13 protein-coding genes and 1 tRNA gene are annotated in these 17809 nt (G+C 50.3%); 9 read left to right on the top strand and 5 right to left on the bottom strand.

Going from position 1 to position 17809, the window contains the following annotated elements; genetic code table 11:
* Window positions 1–275: 275 nt before the first annotated feature.
* Entirely contained in the window at window positions 276–1100 is an 825-nt protein-coding gene (locus BKD14_RS04385) for an aldo/keto reductase (protein ID WP_022709446.1), read from the top strand.
* 470 nt (window positions 1101–1570) lie between these two features.
* Complete coding sequence (locus BKD14_RS04380) at window positions 1571–1792, top strand: helix-turn-helix transcriptional regulator (RefSeq protein ID WP_022709447.1); 222 nt, start codon at window positions 1571–1573, stop codon at window positions 1790–1792.
* Window positions 1793–1926: 134 nt separating this feature from the next.
* On the opposite strand, the gene BKD14_RS19260 is transcribed toward BKD14_RS04380, so the two are convergent.
* Window positions 1927–2067, bottom strand: a complete 141-nt coding sequence (locus BKD14_RS19260; protein WP_162994564.1) for a hypothetical protein — start codon at window positions 2065–2067, stop codon at window positions 1927–1929.
* Window positions 2068–2541: 474 nt separating this feature from the next.
* Here BKD14_RS19260 and BKD14_RS04375 point away from each other — a divergent pair, with 474 nt between their 5' ends.
* From BKD14_RS04375 to BKD14_RS04355, 5 genes are all read left to right on the top strand, one after another.
* The gene (locus BKD14_RS04375; RefSeq protein WP_075654404.1) at window positions 2542–3279 is read left to right on the top strand and encodes a 16S rRNA (uracil(1498)-N(3))-methyltransferase; all 738 of its coding nucleotides are present in this window, start codon (window positions 2542–2544) and stop codon (window positions 3277–3279) included.
* Window positions 3280–3483: 204 nt separating this feature from the next.
* On the top strand, window positions 3484–4857 hold the full coding sequence (locus tag BKD14_RS04370; RefSeq protein ID WP_075654403.1) for a glutamate--cysteine ligase: 1374 nt from the start codon (window positions 3484–3486) through the stop codon (window positions 4855–4857).
* A gap of 342 nt (window positions 4858–5199) precedes the next feature.
* Window positions 5200–6072: a LysR family transcriptional regulator gene (locus BKD14_RS04365; protein WP_022710512.1), complete on the top strand. Its 873-nt coding sequence runs from the start codon at window positions 5200–5202 to the stop codon at window positions 6070–6072.
* 167 nt (window positions 6073–6239) lie between these two features.
* Window positions 6240–7871 carry an exodeoxyribonuclease VII large subunit gene (gene xseA / locus BKD14_RS04360; RefSeq protein WP_075654402.1) on the top strand — a complete coding sequence of 544 codons (1632 nt, stop codon included), beginning with the start codon at window positions 6240–6242 and terminating at the stop codon, window positions 7869–7871.
* A 134-nt stretch (window positions 7872–8005) separates the two neighbouring features.
* On the top strand, window positions 8006–8509 hold the full coding sequence (locus BKD14_RS04355) for a hypothetical protein (RefSeq protein ID WP_139316323.1): 504 nt from the start codon (window positions 8006–8008) through the stop codon (window positions 8507–8509).
* 121 nt (window positions 8510–8630) lie between these two features.
* Here the strand turns inward: BKD14_RS04355 and BKD14_RS04350 are convergent.
* Window positions 8631–8707: transfer RNA gene (locus BKD14_RS04350), tRNA-His, on the bottom strand.
* 461 nt (window positions 8708–9168) lie between these two features.
* Here BKD14_RS04350 and BKD14_RS04345 point away from each other — a divergent pair.
* Window positions 9169–12405: an ATP-binding protein gene (locus tag BKD14_RS04345; RefSeq protein WP_075654400.1), complete on the top strand. Its 3237-nt coding sequence runs from the start codon at window positions 9169–9171 to the stop codon at window positions 12403–12405.
* 150 nt (window positions 12406–12555) lie between these two features.
* Complete coding sequence (locus tag BKD14_RS04340; protein WP_075654399.1) at window positions 12556–14538, top strand: AsmA family protein; 1983 nt, start codon at window positions 12556–12558, stop codon at window positions 14536–14538.
* A 61-nt stretch (window positions 14539–14599) separates the two neighbouring features.
* Here the strand turns inward: BKD14_RS04340 and BKD14_RS04335 are convergent, their stop codons facing one another.
* The 3 genes from BKD14_RS04335 to BKD14_RS04325 form a co-directional block, all read right to left on the bottom strand.
* The gene (locus BKD14_RS04335) at window positions 14600–15424 is read right to left on the bottom strand and encodes an ABC transporter permease (RefSeq protein ID WP_075654398.1); all 825 of its coding nucleotides are present in this window, start codon (window positions 15422–15424) and stop codon (window positions 14600–14602) included.
* Between the two features lie 3 nt (window positions 15425–15427).
* Entirely contained in the window at window positions 15428–16336 is a 909-nt protein-coding gene (locus BKD14_RS04330; RefSeq protein WP_075654397.1) for an ABC transporter permease subunit, read from the bottom strand.
* Between the two features lie 178 nt (window positions 16337–16514).
* Window positions 16515–17660: an ABC transporter ATP-binding protein gene (locus BKD14_RS04325; protein ID WP_075654396.1), complete on the bottom strand. Its 1146-nt coding sequence runs from the start codon at window positions 17658–17660 to the stop codon at window positions 16515–16517.
* Window positions 17661–17809: the final 149 nt, after the last annotated feature.

The raw sequence follows: 17809 nt of genomic DNA, 5'->3' as shown, positions 1-17809 counted from the left end.
GCAGGGCTTTTCTATTCATTGCATAGCAGGCTGCGGTTTTACTCGCATCTCGCCTCCGGCAGCCTGTCAGGCATTGCACACGCAAGAAGAAATCTGTCCGGCGGCAGACAGGCTTGTGAAAAACCACCCCCAAGAATTTATCGCTTTTGACATAAGCCGGTCTTGCAAAAACTGTAAGAACTGATTCAAGATTGCGTTCTGCAAAGTGCTTCGCCGGTTTATCCCAAACAATGCGATGAAACTACCGGCGCAAAAAACAGAAAAGGAATAAGGACATGACCGTAGCTGCGATCAAACTGAACGACGGCAACTCCATTCCGCAACTGGGTTTCGGTGTATGGCAGGTCAGCGATGAAGAAGCCGTCGCCAGTGTGACAACCGCACTTGAAACCGGCTACCGTCACATTGATACCGCCGCAATTTACAAGAATGAAAAAGGTGTCGGTCAGGCAATTCGTAATTCCGGCATCGCACGTCAGGATATTTTTCTGACAACGAAAGTCTGGAATGACGATCAGGGTTATGATTCCACCCTGAAAGCTTTTGATGCTTCGGCTGAGCGCCTCGGCACAGATTATTTTGATCTTTATCTCATTCACTGGCCAATGCCGAATAAAGATAAATTTCTTGATACATGGCGTGCACTCATCAAATTACGTGAAGAAGGCCGTGTGAAATCAATCGGCGTTTCCAATTTCCGCACAGCTGATCTGCAACGTATCCTGCGTGAAACAGATGTTGTGCCAGCCATCAACCAGATCGAGCTGCACCCTTATTTCCAGCAGGATAATCTGCGCCAGTTCCACCAGCAGCATAATATCGCTACAGAAGCATGGAGCCCGCTCGGACAGGGTAAAATTCTGGACAATCCGGTTTTGAAAGCCATTGCCGCCAATCACGGCAAATCTGTCGCTCAGGTCATTCTGCGCTGGCATCTGGATATCGGCAATGTTGTCATTCCGAAATCAGTCACCCCTGCCCGTATTAAAGAAAATTTTGAAGTCACAGATTTCAAGCTTCTGGGTATCGAGCATGACGAGATCAACAAGCTGGATGCTTCTGACGGACGTATCGGACCTGATCCGACAACCTTCGGTTAATCTGTCATTTCGAAATATATTTTTCAAAAAATTTGCTTAATTATCAAAGCACTCGTATAAATTATACGAGTGCTTTATTTTAACATGAATAAATCAACAAAAAATCTGATGGTGTCAAACTATTGATTTTATTTTTACTGAAAAATTAAATTAAAATATAAATATTTATCAAATTAATTAAATTTATAAATACAAAACGACATAAAATTAATTAACCAATACATCAAAATTGCAACTAATATTCACCACCACCCTTTTTATTACCTGCATTTTATTGCAGTATCCATTTATGGTTTTTTTCATATGATGAGTTATAAATTTCCAATAGAGAAAGGACGATTTTTTTCCGCCTGTTAATTTATTATATTTCCGGTTTTTTCTGAAATCAGATTATGAAAATTCCATGCAATTTTAAGAATTAAAACAGAGCCAAGTATAAATATATTTTATTCAATTTTTTAAGGTGAAAAATGTCAATTGTTGTCAATCTTGATGTTGTTTTAGCACGTAAAAAAATCCGCTCACGCCAGCTGGCGGCCGATATAGGCATTACGGAACCCAATGTATCCCTGCTCAAATCCGGCAAAGTGCGTGGCATACGCTTTGAAACACTGGCAAAAATCTGCCGTGTCCTTGAATGCCAGCCAGGCGATATTCTTGAATATCGCGATGAGGTTCGTACCCCGCATTAATGCAACCGGCGACTGACCACATATAGGACAGTTTAAAAATCAGACACACAAAAGCCGCGCGATCAGTGACCAGCGCGGCTTTTTTATAAGAAACCAATATTTCCCGTCAGAGAAACATCAGCTGATCCTGATTATTAATGATGGAAAGACGAAATGCCGTATCCGTCATTTGCAACTGCGCTGCCGCCGGTTTCAACGGAGAGCAGGCCCAATCCGGTAAACAGGATTGCAGACAACATAAGGACGGTCAGGAGCGTGGCGCTCTTTGCGGACATGGAAACAAGTCTCCCGGAAGCGGACTAAATTCAGCATGAACCGGCACATTGCATAAAGATGCACACGGACTCAGCATTGTTGAAAGGTGCTTCCAGATATAAGCAGCCGATCTTAACAGCAATAAAACATGCGCAAGATACACGCTAAAAACACATACAAAAATCAGTTTGATTTTCATTGTGGCAGATCAGCAACTGAAACGGCTCTGCGCAGTGTAAAAACCCGATCTCACTCAATCAAATAGTAACCATAGATCTTTACGCATAAGCAAAATACGCCATCCAAGCCCCAAAATTCCGGTTGAGTCACCGCAGTGAGTCTCCGTGATAAGCACAATGGCAGCGCCACAAATGGCCGCCGCATTTCCTTTACCTAGAATTTCTCCGTCTATTTTGCTGCTCTGTTTTTAACATCGAGGTTACAGCACTCTTTATCACTTGACCTGCCAGCCTTCTCTCTGCCATCCGTAGCCGATGCGCGCAAATTACAGAATGCAACGACTGCTTATTGACCTTCCCCTGCAACCGGATCACCTCATTGAGGCTCCGGCGGATATGGCACATTACCTGCTCAATGTTCTGCGCATGCGGGACGGCGATAAGATTTTGCTGTTCAACGGGCGGGATGGTGAATGGCTCGCACATATTGAGCAAACGGGCAAAAAACGTGTCTCTCTGCACCCTGCCGAGCAGACACGTCCGCAGCCGTCGGCATCTGATTTTCATTATTGTTTTGCCCCGCTGAAAACCGGCCGCATGGATTATATTATACAGAAAGCCGTGGAAATGGGCGCTTCCGTCTTACAGCCGGTTATCACCCAGCATTGCCAGATGCCCAAGCTCAACAGCGAGCGGATGCAGGCTAATATGCGTGAAGCCGCAGAACAATGCGGAATTCTCATCCTGCCGGAATACAGGGAGCCGTTGCGCTTTGATAAATTCATGGAGCAATGGGATGAGGCACGCGCACTGATATTCTGTGACGAGGCCGCCGAGGGCAACAATCCCCTGCCATTATTGACCGGCCTGAAAGGCAAGCCTGCCGGTGTTTTCATCGGCCCAGAAGGCGGCTTTTCAGAAGATGAACGTCAATATTTGCATAAGCAGAATTTTGTGACAGCGATTCCGCTTGGCCCCAGAATTTTACGCGCTGATACCGCTGCGGTAGCAGCCATGGCTGTGATTCAGGCAAGTATCGGCGACTGGCAATAATCCTGTTATTTTATGCAGCACTCACAGCATAATTCCGGCAATAGCGCATTTTTTTCAGGGTTCTTCGCAACAGGACAAGGCTCAATTACGCGTCCTGTTATTATTCCAAATAATTATGCCCAATAATTCCACTTGCGTGTTGGATAAAAAAACGCCAATCACATATATGAATAGTGACAACTACAAAATAGGGTAATGCAAAGCATGGCTCGGGATACCACAGACGAAACAGCCATTTCCGGCATTGAGGAACTGGCTGAATATCTCGCAGAAGGCTGTAAGCCACAGGACAAATGGCGCATCGGCACTGAGCATGAGAAATTTCCCTATTATACCAAAGATAACAGCCCTGTTCCCTATGAAGGCACACAAGGCATCCGCGCCATTCTGGAAGCGATGCAGCAGCGTCTTGGCTGGGATCCGATTATCGACGAAGGCAAACTGATCGGTCTGGTCAGCCCGCAGGGTCAGGGTGCAATTTCTCTGGAACCCGGCGGCCAGTTTGAGCTCTCCGGCGCACCGCTGCAGACCATTCATCAGACCTATGCGGAAGCCAGTCAGCATCTGAAAGATGTGCAGACAATTGCGGCACCGCTCGGCATCCGTTTCCTTGGTATGGGCGGCAGCCCGAAATGGACGCGTGCTGAAACGCCGGTTATGCCGAAATCCCGCTATGCCATTATGACAGCCTATATGCCTAAAGTCGGCCGTCAGGGGCTGGATATGATGTATCGCACCTCGACCATTCAGGTGAATCTCGACTTCGGTTCTGAAACGGATATGCGGCATAAGATGCAGGTCAGCATGAAGCTGCAATCTGTCGCGACTGCGCTTTTTGCCTCCTCGCCATTCACGGAAGGCAAAACCAACGGCCTGCAATCATGGCGCTCCGACATCTGGCGCGACACGGATAACAGACGTGCAGGTGTCCTGCCATTCGTGTTCTCAGAGCGCTTCGGCTTTGCGGATTATGTAGACTGGGCGCTGGATGTGCCGATGTATTTCATCATGCGCGGCGGCCACTATATTGACTGCACGCATATTACATTCCGCCAGTTTCTGAACGGCGCAATGAAGGATCATCCAACTGCCGGACAGCCTAATATGGGCGACTGGGCAAACCATATTTCCACACTATTTCCGGAAGTCCGCCTTAAGCGTTTCCTCGAAATGCGTGGTGCTGACGGTGGCCCGCTGTCCCATATTGCAGCACTTTCCGCTTTCTGGGTTGGCCTGCTCTATGATCAGGATGCACTGAATGCGGCACTGGATCTGACAAAGGACTGGGATTTCGAGCAAGTAGTTGCAATGCGTAACACTGTGCCTGCAAGCGGCCTTGCCACGCCATTCGGCAAAGGCAAAGTCGCAGATATTGCAGCACAGGCAGTCGCAATCGCGTCTCAGGGCCTCAAAAACCGTAAAAATACGGATGAAAACGGTCGCGACGAGAGTATCTATGTTGAACCACTGGAAGCTATTGCCAAATCGGGAAAACCATTGGCAGAGGTGATGCTGTCTCACTTTGACAGCGACTGGAACCAGTCTGTCGAGCCGGTTTTTAAAGCCTATTCCTACTAGAGCGCCGTGCGCCAGACCTGGCACACAAAGGTCGCTCTAACACTTTAAACCAATCCAGGTTTAAGGAATTATGCTCTAATCGCTTTCATCAATAAAGAGCGGCTGCCTGATTCAAAAATGCAGCCGCTCTTTTTATTTTTGCAAATTGCACCTGACATTGTGTCAACATACACAATGATTTCCTTAACAAAGCTGAACAGGTCTTAATAAAAGCAAACCACAATATATTAAATTTGACTTATCTTATATTTATCCAAGTAAAGATGTTGAAAAACTTCAATAAAACTATTTGCCTTCATTAAGATATTCCATATGATTACCGGAACTTAACCGGAGCATGGCATGCAGACACTACTTGACCTGGATCAGTTGCGTACATTCCTGCTGATTGCCGAAACCGGTAGTTTCACCAAAACGGCTGACAGTGTTTTCCGAACCCAGTCCGCGATTTCCATGCAGATACGCCGCCTTGAAGAGCGTATCGGCAAGCCGCTTTTTGCCCGCGAAGGCCGTCATCTCCTGCTGACACCGCATGGCGAAAAACTGCTGAATTATGCAAGGCGCCTTATTGAGCTGAATAATGAAACGGTTGCCTCATTCCGCACTGATAAAATGAAGGCCAATATACGCATCGGCCTGCCCGATATTTATCTGGAACATATGGTGCAGGATGCTTTGCAGCCGATATTCCGTGATTATCCGGCTTTTGAAACCATTCTGCATTGTGAACCGACAGATGCGCTGATTGACCATATCCGCCGCGGGGCACTGGATCTTGCCCTCATCACCCATAATACAGGGCAAAAACGCTCGGAAGTTCTCAATACCAGCCGTTTTGTCTGGGCAACCTCAGCGGAAAATTCTCCGCATGAAGAACCTGTTATACCGCTGGCAATGAACAAGACAAATTGCAGCTGGCGCAAAGTGCTGACGGATACACTCAACACGATACAGCGCGAGTATCGTATCGTTTTATCCACATCCTCCGCCCGCTCCATCCTCATGGCGGTGCGTTCCGGCAGCGCAATCTCGATTCTGCCTGACAATATGGTGGGAAGCGGCATGCGCGTGCTCAATGAGGAAGACGGTTTCCCCAAACTACCGTCCTGCGCTTTGTCACTCATTCGCGCACAGGGTATTCATGCACCCGCCATTGATCTGATCGCCGGTGCCATTAAAACCAGCTTCCGAAAACCGATCCGCTTTTCAGAATAATCAAATCCATTTCCGGCAAAGCTGTCTTCAGAACGCATTTGGGACTGATTGAATCAGATCGATGCTTTAACTCTTTATTGTAACGCGTATCTTATCCGAAAACCGTTTCACGCTGGACAACAGCAAAGTCTCTTGACCGCTAAGCCCATAAAATGGCCAATAGAGTCATGAGTTTTTTTCCAGATTCGCCCGACCGTCAGACAGAAAATAACGCGACCAATGTTGCGGAATATTCTGTATCGGAAATATCCGGTGCGCTGAAACGTACTGTTGAGGATACGTTCAGTCATGTGCGGGTGCGCGGCGAAATCTCCGGTTATCGCGGTCCGCATTCTTCTGGCCACGCTTATTTCGCCCTCAAGGATGAGCGTGCGCGGATTGAGGCTGTGATCTGGCGCGGCTCCATGAGCCGCATTAAATTCCGGCCGGAAGAAGGTATGGAAGTGATTGCCACCGGCAAACTCACGACCTATCCGGGTTCATCCAAATATCAGATCGTGATTGAGCAGATGGAGCCTGCCGGTGCCGGTGCACTGATGGCTTTGCTCGAAGAGCGTAAACAGCGGCTGGCACGTGAAGGGCTGTTTGATGCAGACCGCAAGCAATTGCTGCCGTTCATGCCCCGCACAATCGGCGTTATCACCTCTCCGACCGGTGCGGTTATCCGTGATATTATTCACCGGATTACCGACCGTTTTCCTCTGCATGTACTGGTCTGGCCGGTTCGTGTGCAGGGCGAGACAACCGGAGAGGAAGTTTCCCGTGCTGTGGCCGGCTTCAACTCGGCCTATTTCGGCGAAGTACTGCCCCGACCGGATATACTGATTGTTGCCCGTGGCGGCGGCAGTCTGGAAGATCTCTGGGGCTTCAATGATGAGAATGTAGTACGCGCAGTTGCGGCCTCCGATATTCCGGTTATCTCAGCCGTGGGGCACGAAACCGACTGGACACTGATTGATCTTGCGGCAGATATACGCGCCCCGACACCAACCGGCGCAGCAGAAATGGCCGTGCCGGTTCGCACAGATTTACAAGCGCAGCTTGCGTCTTACAGTGCGCGACTGGCATCAGCCATGACACGGCTGATCGACAGGCGACGTGAATCCTATAGCGCTTTACAAAGGGCATTGCCATCGACCGATCAGTTACTTGCCTTGCCGAGACGCCGCTTTGATGAAGCCGGTTCCAGACTGGGCCGTGCGCTGCTGGTCAGCACAGAGCAAAAACGTGCGCGTTTTGATGGTCTGAAGCGCCACCTCTCCCCGCGCCTGCTCAATCAGCAAATCAGAGAGCGCCGCTTGCAGTTGCAACAGCTGAATCAGCGCCTGCCGAGAGGCCTGTCTCTCAAAACGCAGAACAGCCGCAACTTGCTGCGACAGACATCATCAAGACTGACCGGCGAGCTGATCCTGCGCCGCTCCCGTCAATGGGCGCTCAATATTGCCAATCTGCAACGGCGCGGCGATCAGGCCATGCGTCATAGCCTGCAGAAATACCGTACCCGCAGTCTGGAGCTGTCCCGACTGATGGAAACCTTGTCCCATACAAGTGTCCTCAAGCGTGGCTTTGCTATTGTGCTGAACGATCAGGGGCTGCCGGTTAAAGCAGCAGCGGCAGTGCAAACAGGCGAAAATCTGACACTGCGCTTTCATGACGGTGATCGCTCCGTCATTGCGGATGGTTCAGCGCCAGCTCCGGCAGTTCAGACACCAAAAATGCAATCTGCCGAACCACCTGCCAAAGACAAGAAAACTAAAGCTCCGCGTGCCAAAGACAGCGGTCAGGGAACACTTTTCTAAAATATATCCGGCATTCTATTCAGATTTATTTTTACTATTTCGCCCGTCACTAGCGGAAGAGACGCATTTCTATAGTTTTAATAGCGTAAAAAATAACATATATCTGCGACTTCAATCAGCGGGGGAGAGAAAGATTGAAGTATACAGGCATTATTACAGTCTTTACATCGCTTTCCGTGCTTACGGCATGCACAACAAGTGCAACACAGACGGACAAGCCCGTAGCCAGCCAAAATCAGCCAGTATCTGCAAGCAATGATACATCAAAACCGGCCAAACTGGTTGAGACCTATACGGCACATATCAGTGATCGTGATAAGGTTGATGAAAAGGGCAAGCCCCTGAAAAATGCCCGCGATATTCTTCTTCAGGATCGTAAAAATTATTACGATTTCAATTTGCGCGATCAGGCTGACACGCCAAGCAAGGTCTTTGCCAAAAAAGAAAATCGCTGGTCTCAGGGCAAAGAATTTTCAGAAATGAAATGGGAGCCCTCGAATGCGTCTGATCCTCAGCGCGGCTACCAATGGAAAATGCGTCGCGGGGTTGAATATCAGATATTTGAGGGTAATCCGGACGTGAAAATTCAGGTCTATGACGATGGCAATATCCACGTCGATCCGAGCCGGAACTATTAAGCAAAATCATACCGGACAAAAGCGGAGCATCTCCGCTTTTGTCAAAATAAAGACAAAACTGCTCTGCCTACAGATAGACATCAGATCGTAATCTATTGATATAAAAGCGGGAAATTTGGAATGGTACGGTCGAGTGGAGTTGAACCACTGACCTCAGGAGCCACAATCCTGCGCTCTAACCAACTGAGCTACGACCGCGTACCAATCCGGCAGTGAATCAATCAGGCTGCCGATAGGGGTCAGATACGTAAAATCATCGCATATTGCAAGCATATATCAAAAAAACTTTGTGAAAATATGATGCCTTACCGGATTATTGCTCAGGATTTCATTCTGTCTGCCTGAAAAACCGGAAAACCAATGCGGTGCTTTTATGTTTTCATCATGATTATGCCATGTAAACCCTGTATTTACCACTGATTAACCATAATGCGCCCTGACAGATGGAACCGCAGCAGGAGATTTTTATCCGCAAGTTTCATCAGACAGCGCTTTGCCCCTTGGGGACATTAACTAATAGTTAAGAAAGTGTTTGTCAGAACCGCCCGCTTTGTGGTGATAATGCCTGTAAATTCTCTGTCGGAACCAAAATTTTCCGATAACAGACAACAGCTTAAGACAGATCAAATCAGTTATTGGTCGGGTACGGAACTAAATATATGCAACAGCATCTGGATTTCATGGAGCTGATCCCTCTTTCCGGCATCCGTGCGGCTCTCGCAAGGGGAGATGCCATGCTGGTGCTGTCGCAAGACCTGCAAACTGTTCTCTGGGCAAATGACAGCGGCGCCCATCTTCTTGGCGAGGATGCAGCAGCCGCACTTATCGGACAGGATGCAGATTTCAGCCCGCAGACACAGCGCCAGATTATGGCTCTCGATCTTGGCACAGAGGGTGCGAAAACAATTATGCTGCGTCTGGGCGGCGGTTTGCACTCAGCCTTGCAGCAATGCACTGTAACACCGCTGGCTGCTGTACATACTAATGAGCCGGTCATTCTCATGACTACAGCTGCAACAGATACAGCAAACAACATTATTCCGTCTCTGCCGCATCATCACCTGATGCAAGTGCAGGCAGACGGAGCCATTCTGAACAGTGATGCGCAATTTGATGCCCTGAACATCAACAACAACACTTTGGCTGATCTGATCGTTGAAGCGCAGGATGAAACCGATGGTATTGTGCGCCGTCGTGTACGCGCCGGCCAAAGCACCCTGCCTGCAATGATGATCCGCCTTGACGATCAAAATAAACAGGCACCTTATCTCCTTCTCGTTGAGAAAGTGCAGGATAGTGCAGTTTCAATTGCACCTGCACAGGATGTCGCTGACACAACGGAAATCACGCAAGACGAGCCGGAGATTACTGCTCCTGCGGCTGAAGAAAGTGCTCCTGCACGGTTTATCTGGAAAGTAGATGCTGACAGCCGCTTTACGGAAATCTCACCGGAATTTGCAGCAATTGTTGGCGACAATGCCGCTGATATTATCGGCCGTAAATTCTCCGATGTGGCCAAAGTTTTCGGCTTTGATAATGACGGTGTTATTGCTGCCCTGTTGAAGCAGCAGGAAACATGGTCTGGTAAAAGAATTTTCTGGCCTGTGCAGGGTACAGATCAGCGCGTTCCTGTTGATCTCGCTGCATTACCTGCTTTTGCACGCGACAAGGCTTTTTCCGGTTTCAGCGGTTTTGGCGTTCTCTATCCGTCTTTAACGGAGCAGGATCCTGAAGCCATTGGTATGGCGCTGATATCAGGGCCTGTCGTACCGGATGCACCTGCGCCCCAGACCGAAGATGCGAAAAGCGCACCTCTTTCCAGCGAGAAAATCATTCTGATGGAAGCGCTGCGCGCCTCACAGAAGCGTCAGCAGGATACTGAGCCAGCCAGCGAGAATCTTCCCGCAGATAAGGCCAATATTATTGCGGAAATCCGCCCTGCCCGTCCGGAAAACGGCCTATCGCCAACCGAGCGCAGTGCATTTCGCGAGATAGCCGATCGTCTGCGCCGTGAGGTTCTCCAGAAAACACCAAAATCTCAAACAACAGAGCAGCCTACTGCGGCAGATACCCCCGTACTTCCGCAGGCGGAGCCGGTTATTGCGGCTCCGCAGCTGCCTGTTGAAGCATCAGATATCCCTTATCCGCATGACACACAGCCTGCGAACCACAACCAGCATCACGAACAAGCCGGACAAAAACCGGCACAGGCCGATACGGCATCGCAGGAAGATGAAGACCTGCATGTGCTGAGCGGATTGCCGGTTCCGGTGCTGATCCACAGTGCAGACCGGCTGCATTTTGCCAATCAGGCATTTTTTGACATGACCGGCTATAATTCGCTGGATGATCTGCGTCATGCCGGTGGCATTGACGCGCTGTTTGCCCAGTCAGACGACAGCAATCTCAGCGGCATGATCCTGTGCCTCGCCGATGGCGGACATAAGATTGTTGAAGCCCATCTCCAGTCGGTTCCATGGCAGGGTGCACGCGCTTTGATGTTGAGCCTGCTGCCGGAGCTGGTGCTGAAAGCTGATAATGACGACGATATCAGCAAGCAGCCAAGCCGGTTAAAACTGGTCGATAGCATTGCAGCAGAGACTGCGCCGCAGGACAATGCCGTTCATCAGCTGCAATCAGAACTGGCATTTCAGTCTGCCGAGCCAGCAGAACCAAAAACTGAAGATGCCGGAACGGTTAGCTCAACCGCGGACAATCGTGCGCAACCTGATTTTCATGCATTGCAAACCCAGATTGATGAACTGACATCCATTCTGGACACGGCGACAGACGGTGTTGTTATCATCGGGCATGACGGCAAAATCCGTTCACTCAACCAGTCTGCTGCGGCGCTGTTCGGCTATGATATCAATGAATTATCAGGCAAATCCTTCGCCGTTCTGTTTGCTATTGAAAGCCAGCGTGCAGCAATTGACTATATTCACGGTCTGTCCGGCGACGGCGTTGCCAGCCTGCTCAATGACGGGCGGGAAGTGATCGGCCGTGAAGCGCAGGGCCGTTTTATCCCGCTCTTTATGACTATCGGCAAACTGCCGGCCTCCAAAGGCTATTGCGCAGTGATGCGCGATATTACGCAGTGGAAACGTGCGGAAGAAGAGCTGACCTCAGCGCGTCAGGAAGCCGAGCGTGCCTCGACCCATAAAACCGAGTTTCTGGCGCGGATCAGCCATGAAATCCGCACACCGCTGAATGCGATTATCGGTTTCTCCGAACTGATGGCGGAAGAGAAATTCGGCCCGATCGGCAATGACCGCTATCGTGAATATCTGCGTGATATTCACCGTTCAGGCAATCATGTGCTGGCGCTCGTTAACGACCTTCTGGATATTTCAAAAATTGAAGCCGGTGCGCTCGATCTGGAATTTGAAGCCGTGGCGCTCAATGATGCGCTTGCGGAAGCTGTGGCGCTGATGCAGCCGCAGGCCAATCGGGAGCGCGTAATTATCCGCTCCAGCTTCTCAGCCTTTTTGCCGGATATTGTGGCAGATGCCCGTTCGATCCGTCAGGTAGCGCTCAATCTTCTGTCCAATGCAATCCGCTTTACCGGTCAGGGTGGTCAGGTGATTGTTTCAACCAGCTATGAACCGGAAGGCCATGTGGTGATGCGCGTGCGCGATACCGGTATCGGCATGAACCAGAGCGAGCTGGAACAAGCGCTTAAACCTTTCCGGCAGGTCAGCAATCATAATAGCCAGACGCAAACCCTCAAAAATCCCGACACCAAAGACTGGCGTCAGCAAGGCACCGGACTTGGCCTGCCTCTGACGAAAGCAATGGTGGAGGCAAACCGCGCACAGTTCTCCATTGAATCTGCACCGGAACAGGGCACGACTGTGGAAATTACTTTCCCGCCGACCCGCGTTCTCGCGGAATGAGATCCAGAGCGGTTCCGGTTAAGTTTGGATCGTGGAACCGCTCTATCTCTTTGTGTTACGCATTATCCAACGCAAAACCGCTTCACACTTTTGCTGGAAATGCTGTAAATCATTTCAGCCTGATGTAATTTGTTACGTGATCGGAACACAATGAAGCTGATACGCCCCGTTCTGGCTGTTATCGTTATTTTAGCAGTGCTGTTTGTCGGGGCACTGGCTGCACTGCCTTATATTGTATCAACCGATTCCATCCGGCTGCATCTGGCTCAGAATATCAGTGCATGGACAGGCTACAGCGTCGAAATTCGCCAGCCACCGCGCATGAGTTTCTTTCCGGTCTTTCGTGCTTCGCTCAGCGATGTCACCGTCAGCAAAATGGGTGACACCAATACGCCGTTTATGGCGGCGGAACGCATTGAAGTGGAAATGTCGCCGCTTGATGCCCTGTTCGGGCGTGTTGCCTTTACGGAAACCCGTCTCATCAATGCGCATTTCGCTCTGAGTGAGCCGGTGGAAGACCTGCCGCAATTTGTGAATACGCTGGCCTCATCTTCCGGTCGCCTTGGTCTTGCCATCCGGCAGGCGCGCAATGTGACAGCACGTAAAACGGACAGCGATCAGCAAAGCGACAAGCAGTTGCAAACCATGCCTTTCGGGAGGCTGGTTCTGGAAAACAGCAGTATCGGCTTCACAACCCGTAATACCGAACGTCAGGAACAGATCAGCAAGATCAATGCCAGCATCGACTGGCCGCAGACAACCAGCGCGGCAACAGTCAAAGGCAAGGCCGTCTGGCATGATGAAACCGTGGACTATAATCTGAATGTTGCGCAGCCGCTTTTGTTGCTGGCGCGCGGCATGAGCCAGATGAGCGCACAGATAACCAGCAAACCGCTGACCATCAGCTTTGACGGACGCAGCAATATTTCTGAAAACATCTTCACGGAAGGTGCGTTCAGCCTGTCCAGCCCGTCGCTCAGCGAAAGCCTGCACTGGGTGGGTCTGTCATCCGATGCCAGCTATTCTCTGCGTGCTACGGCAGATGATGCTTTCAGCATCGAGACCAATGTCAGTGCCACGCCGCTGCGCATTAAATTGTCCGACATTGTGCTCAACCTCAACAATATGCCGGCCAAAGGCGCTGCGGAAATCGGCTTCGGCAAACAGCGGCCGGTGGTGACCGGTACACTGGCTTTCCAGACTTTGAATGCCGTTTCTTTCTTTCACACCGTCACCACACTGGTCACAAAAGTCAGTGAGGATGAAGAGGCGAAGAATTACGGCGGCTATCGTTATGCTCCGCCACGCATGATTGACACACGGCTGCTGAACAGCGCCGATCTGGATATTCGCCTCTCTGCACAGAATGCCAGTATCGGCGCTGCGCAGATGACCGGCCTTGCTGCTGCTTTGCAAATTCGCGATGGTCAGGCAATTTTCGATATTGGCGATGCCAAAGCCTTTAAAGGCTCCATCCAGACCAGTATCAAACTGTCTCAAACTGAAGACGGGCAGGATAATATCGGCGTCCGCCTGAACGCGGCCAATATTGACAGTGCTGCATTTCTGACAGCCCTCGGTTTGAATGATCCGATTTTGAGCGGTCAGGGCAATCTCTCTGTGACAGCCGAAACCTCACCGCAAAGCCTGCAAAGCATGTTGCGCAATGCACGCGGACAAATCAGCTTCACACTGAATAATGGTCGGATGCTGGGCTTTGATCTCAATGATTTCATTGCCAAAATGAAAAGTGAGGGCTTCTTTGCCCTGCAACGCCGTGACAAAGTCAGCCTTGATTTCAAGCGCCTCGATGTCAAAGCCTCGCTCGGCGATGGGGTAGCCACACTGGAAACCACCAAAGCGGAGACCATGCAGGGCGCTTTATCACTGACCGGCATTATCCCGCTGACCGACCGCAGTCTGGCACTGTCCGGCACACTGACGCTGCCGCAACCGGCAAAAGAAGCCGCGGATACACCGGCAGATAGTGGTGAAGCAACGCCGCCTGCTCCTGTTGCTACACCGGAAACCACAGAACTGACGGTAACAGAGCCGCTCGTCCCACCGGCAGAAAATCTGCATTTCTTTGTCGGCGGCTCATGGGACAGACCGTTTATCTCACCATCGAAATAAGCAAAAAGCCGGTGTATCCCATGATGCACCGGCTTTTTAATTCGTACTCTGATCGCAAAGATCAACCGAGGCGGAAGGCCGCCTGCTCATCACGCTGGCGCTGTACCACGCGACGCTTGTTGACGACCGAAGCGATAATCACGCAGGTCGCCACCAGACCAATCAGCAAGGTACAAACCGCATTGATCTCCGGTGTTACACCCAGACGCACCTGACTGTAGATTTTCATCGGCAGCGTTGTAGCACCCGGCCCTGAGGTAAAGCTCGCAATCACCAGATCATCCAGCGACAGTGTGAAAGCCAGCATCCAGCCGGAAACCACTGCAGGCAGAATAATCGGCAGTGTGATTTTCATAAAAGTTGTTACCGGCGGCGCCCCCAAATCCATCGCTGCTTCTTCCAGCGAACGGTCAAAGCTCACCAGACGTGACTGCACGACAACGGCAACAAAACACATAGCAAAGGTGATATGTGCCAGTGTCACTGTCCAGAAGCCGCGGTCAAAACCGACAGCCACAAACAGCAGCAACAGTGACAGACCGGTAATCACTTCCGGCATTACCAGCGGTGCGTAAATCATGCCCGAAAACAGAGTACGGCCACGGAAGCGTGTATAGCGGGTCAAAGCCAGCGCACCCAGAGTGCCCAGCACCGTGGCAATCGTGGCTGACAAGACGCCCACGCGCAAGGTGACCCACGCGGCATCTTTCAGACCCTGATTTTTGAAAAGCTCCACATACCATTTGATCGAAAAACCCGACCAAACAGTCACCAGACGCGATTCATTGAAGGAATAAATCACCAGCAGCACAATCGGCAGATAGAGAAAGGCAAAGCCAAGGACGACAGTGACAATATTAAAACGTGACCAAGATGTCGCACCCATTACTTATTCTCCTCCATCAGCACGAGCTTGCATAAGCTGCAACAGTACAATCGGAACGACCAATCCCAAAAGCATGATCACCGCCACAGCAGCTGATACCGGCCAGTCACGATTGGAGAAGAATTCACTCCACAGGGTCTTACCAATCATCAACGTGCTGGAACCGCCAACCAGATCAGGAATAACGAACTCACCGATAGCCGGAATAAACACCAGCATCGCCCCGGCAGTCGCGCCGCGTAAAGCCAACGGAAATGTAATTTTCCAGAAAGCTTTCAGCGGTGTGCAGCCCAGATCCTGCGCCGCCTCAACCAGCGAATAATCCATCTTCTCGAGCACTGAATAGATCGGCAATACCATGAACGGTAGATAAGTATAAACAATGACAATATAAATCGCCGTATCCGTATTCAGGATCGTCAGCGGCGTATCAATAATATTGAGCCACATCAGAAACTGGTTGAGCAGACCTTCCGGCTTGAGAATAGCAATCCACGCATAAACACGTATCAGAAAAGAGGTCAAAAAAGGCAGAATCACCAGCATCAGCAATGTCGGGCGCAATGTCAGCGGCGCACGTGCCATACCATAGGCCATCGGAAAACCAATCAAAAGCGCCAGAAAGGTCGAGACAGCCGCGATCTTCACGCTCGACAAATAGGCCTTGTAATAAAGCGAATCCTGCATCAGCCAGATATAATTATCAAAAGAAAACTGCTGAATTTTCTGCCAAATGGTGCTGAAATCATCACTCCAGAAGAAGCGCGGATCATAGGCCGGTATCGCCATCGCCACCTGCGACAGCGCGATTTTGAAGACAATGAAGAACGGGATCAGAAAGAACAGACCGAGCCAGATATAAGGCACGGCGATCACCGCTCTGGAAGCAATAGCTGCAATTAATTTTTGCATGGACTACCCCTCAATTCTTTAGAGCATAATTTCTTAAACTTGAAACAGTTTTAGATGAAATTATGCTCTAGTTTTAAAGTGTTAGAGCGACCTTTGGGCGCCTTATGGGGCGCACGGCGCTTAATGACGCGCATTTATCCGAAAACCACTCACATTTTTCGGAATGCGCTTTTGGTGATCAGGCAACCAGAACCATACCGGCATCATCTTCAAACGACACCCAGACCTGTTCATCATAACCCAGCGGATCTTCCGTGCGGCGCACGGAGTTCATGCTGGAGGCCTTGATGGTGCGGCCATTCGGCAGACGCACATGGAACACGTTCATATCGCCGAAATAGGCGATATCCCAGAGTTCACCCTGCAAGGCATTGATCGACGCATCTTCCGGCTTCTCGCGGCTGATGGTGATTTTCTCAGGGCGGATCGCATACCAGACCTTCTGACCGGCATGCAGATCTTTACCGGTTTTGGTACGGATGGCGACATTGTTTACCGAACTGTCAATATCCGCTTCACCATTGGCAAAACGGCTGACCTCGCCCTCAATAATATTAATATTGCCGATAAAGTCGGCCACAAATTTGCTGCTCGGCGCCTCATAGACTTCAGCCGGTGTCGCCACCTGCATGATCTGGCCTTTATCCAGCACAGCGATACGGTCAGCCATGGTCATCGCCTCCTCCTGATCGTGGGTCACGATCAGGAAGGTCAGACCGAGATTCATCTGCAAATCCATCAGCTCGAACTGGGTTTCTTCGCGCAGTTTCTTATCCAGCGCGCCCAGCGGCTCATCCAGCAGCAAGACTTTCGGGCGTTTAGCCACAGCGCGCGCCAGAGCCACACGCTGGCGCTGACCACCGGAAAGCTGATGCGGCTTGCGCTTGGCATATTTCTCCAGCTTGACCAGTTTTAGCATATCGTTCACACGATCTGCCATTTCCGATTTGGCCATGCCGTCCTGTTTCAGACCAAAAGCAATATTCTGCTCAACAGTCATATGCGGGAACAAAGCATAGGACTGGAACATCATATTCACAGGACGTTTATAGGGAGGAATGCCGCGCATATCCTGCCCGTCCAGCATGATACGACCGGAAGTCGGCTCTTCAAAACCCGCCAGCATACGCATCAAAGTGGATTTACCGCTGCCCGATGCGCCCAGTAGCGCAAAAAACTCGCGATTAAAAATATTCAGCGACAGATCATCAATCACCGTCACATCGTCGAATTTTTTGACAATGTTTTCGAATGAAATATAGGGCTTGGCTGCCGGATCGTTCCAAGGTGAGAACTTGCGGCGGAAACTACCAAAAGATTTCATGCTGTTCCCCTCATATTGCGGGTCTTGTAAGCCTTAAACATATTTGAAATGTCGCGGATAAAATTCCGGAAACCTGTGCATCCGGCTTGTGTGCTTGTTACAGGCCGTAAAACAAACGGGGCATTTGCCCCGTTTGTTCCCTGATCTGC

The organism is Pseudochrobactrum sp. B5 (genome assembly GCF_001939785.1).
Classification (GTDB): domain Bacteria; phylum Pseudomonadota; class Alphaproteobacteria; order Rhizobiales; family Rhizobiaceae; genus Pseudochrobactrum; species Pseudochrobactrum saccharolyticum.
The sequence above is the reverse complement of the archived record's forward strand: the minus strand, read 5'-3'. Positions and strand labels throughout refer to the sequence as shown.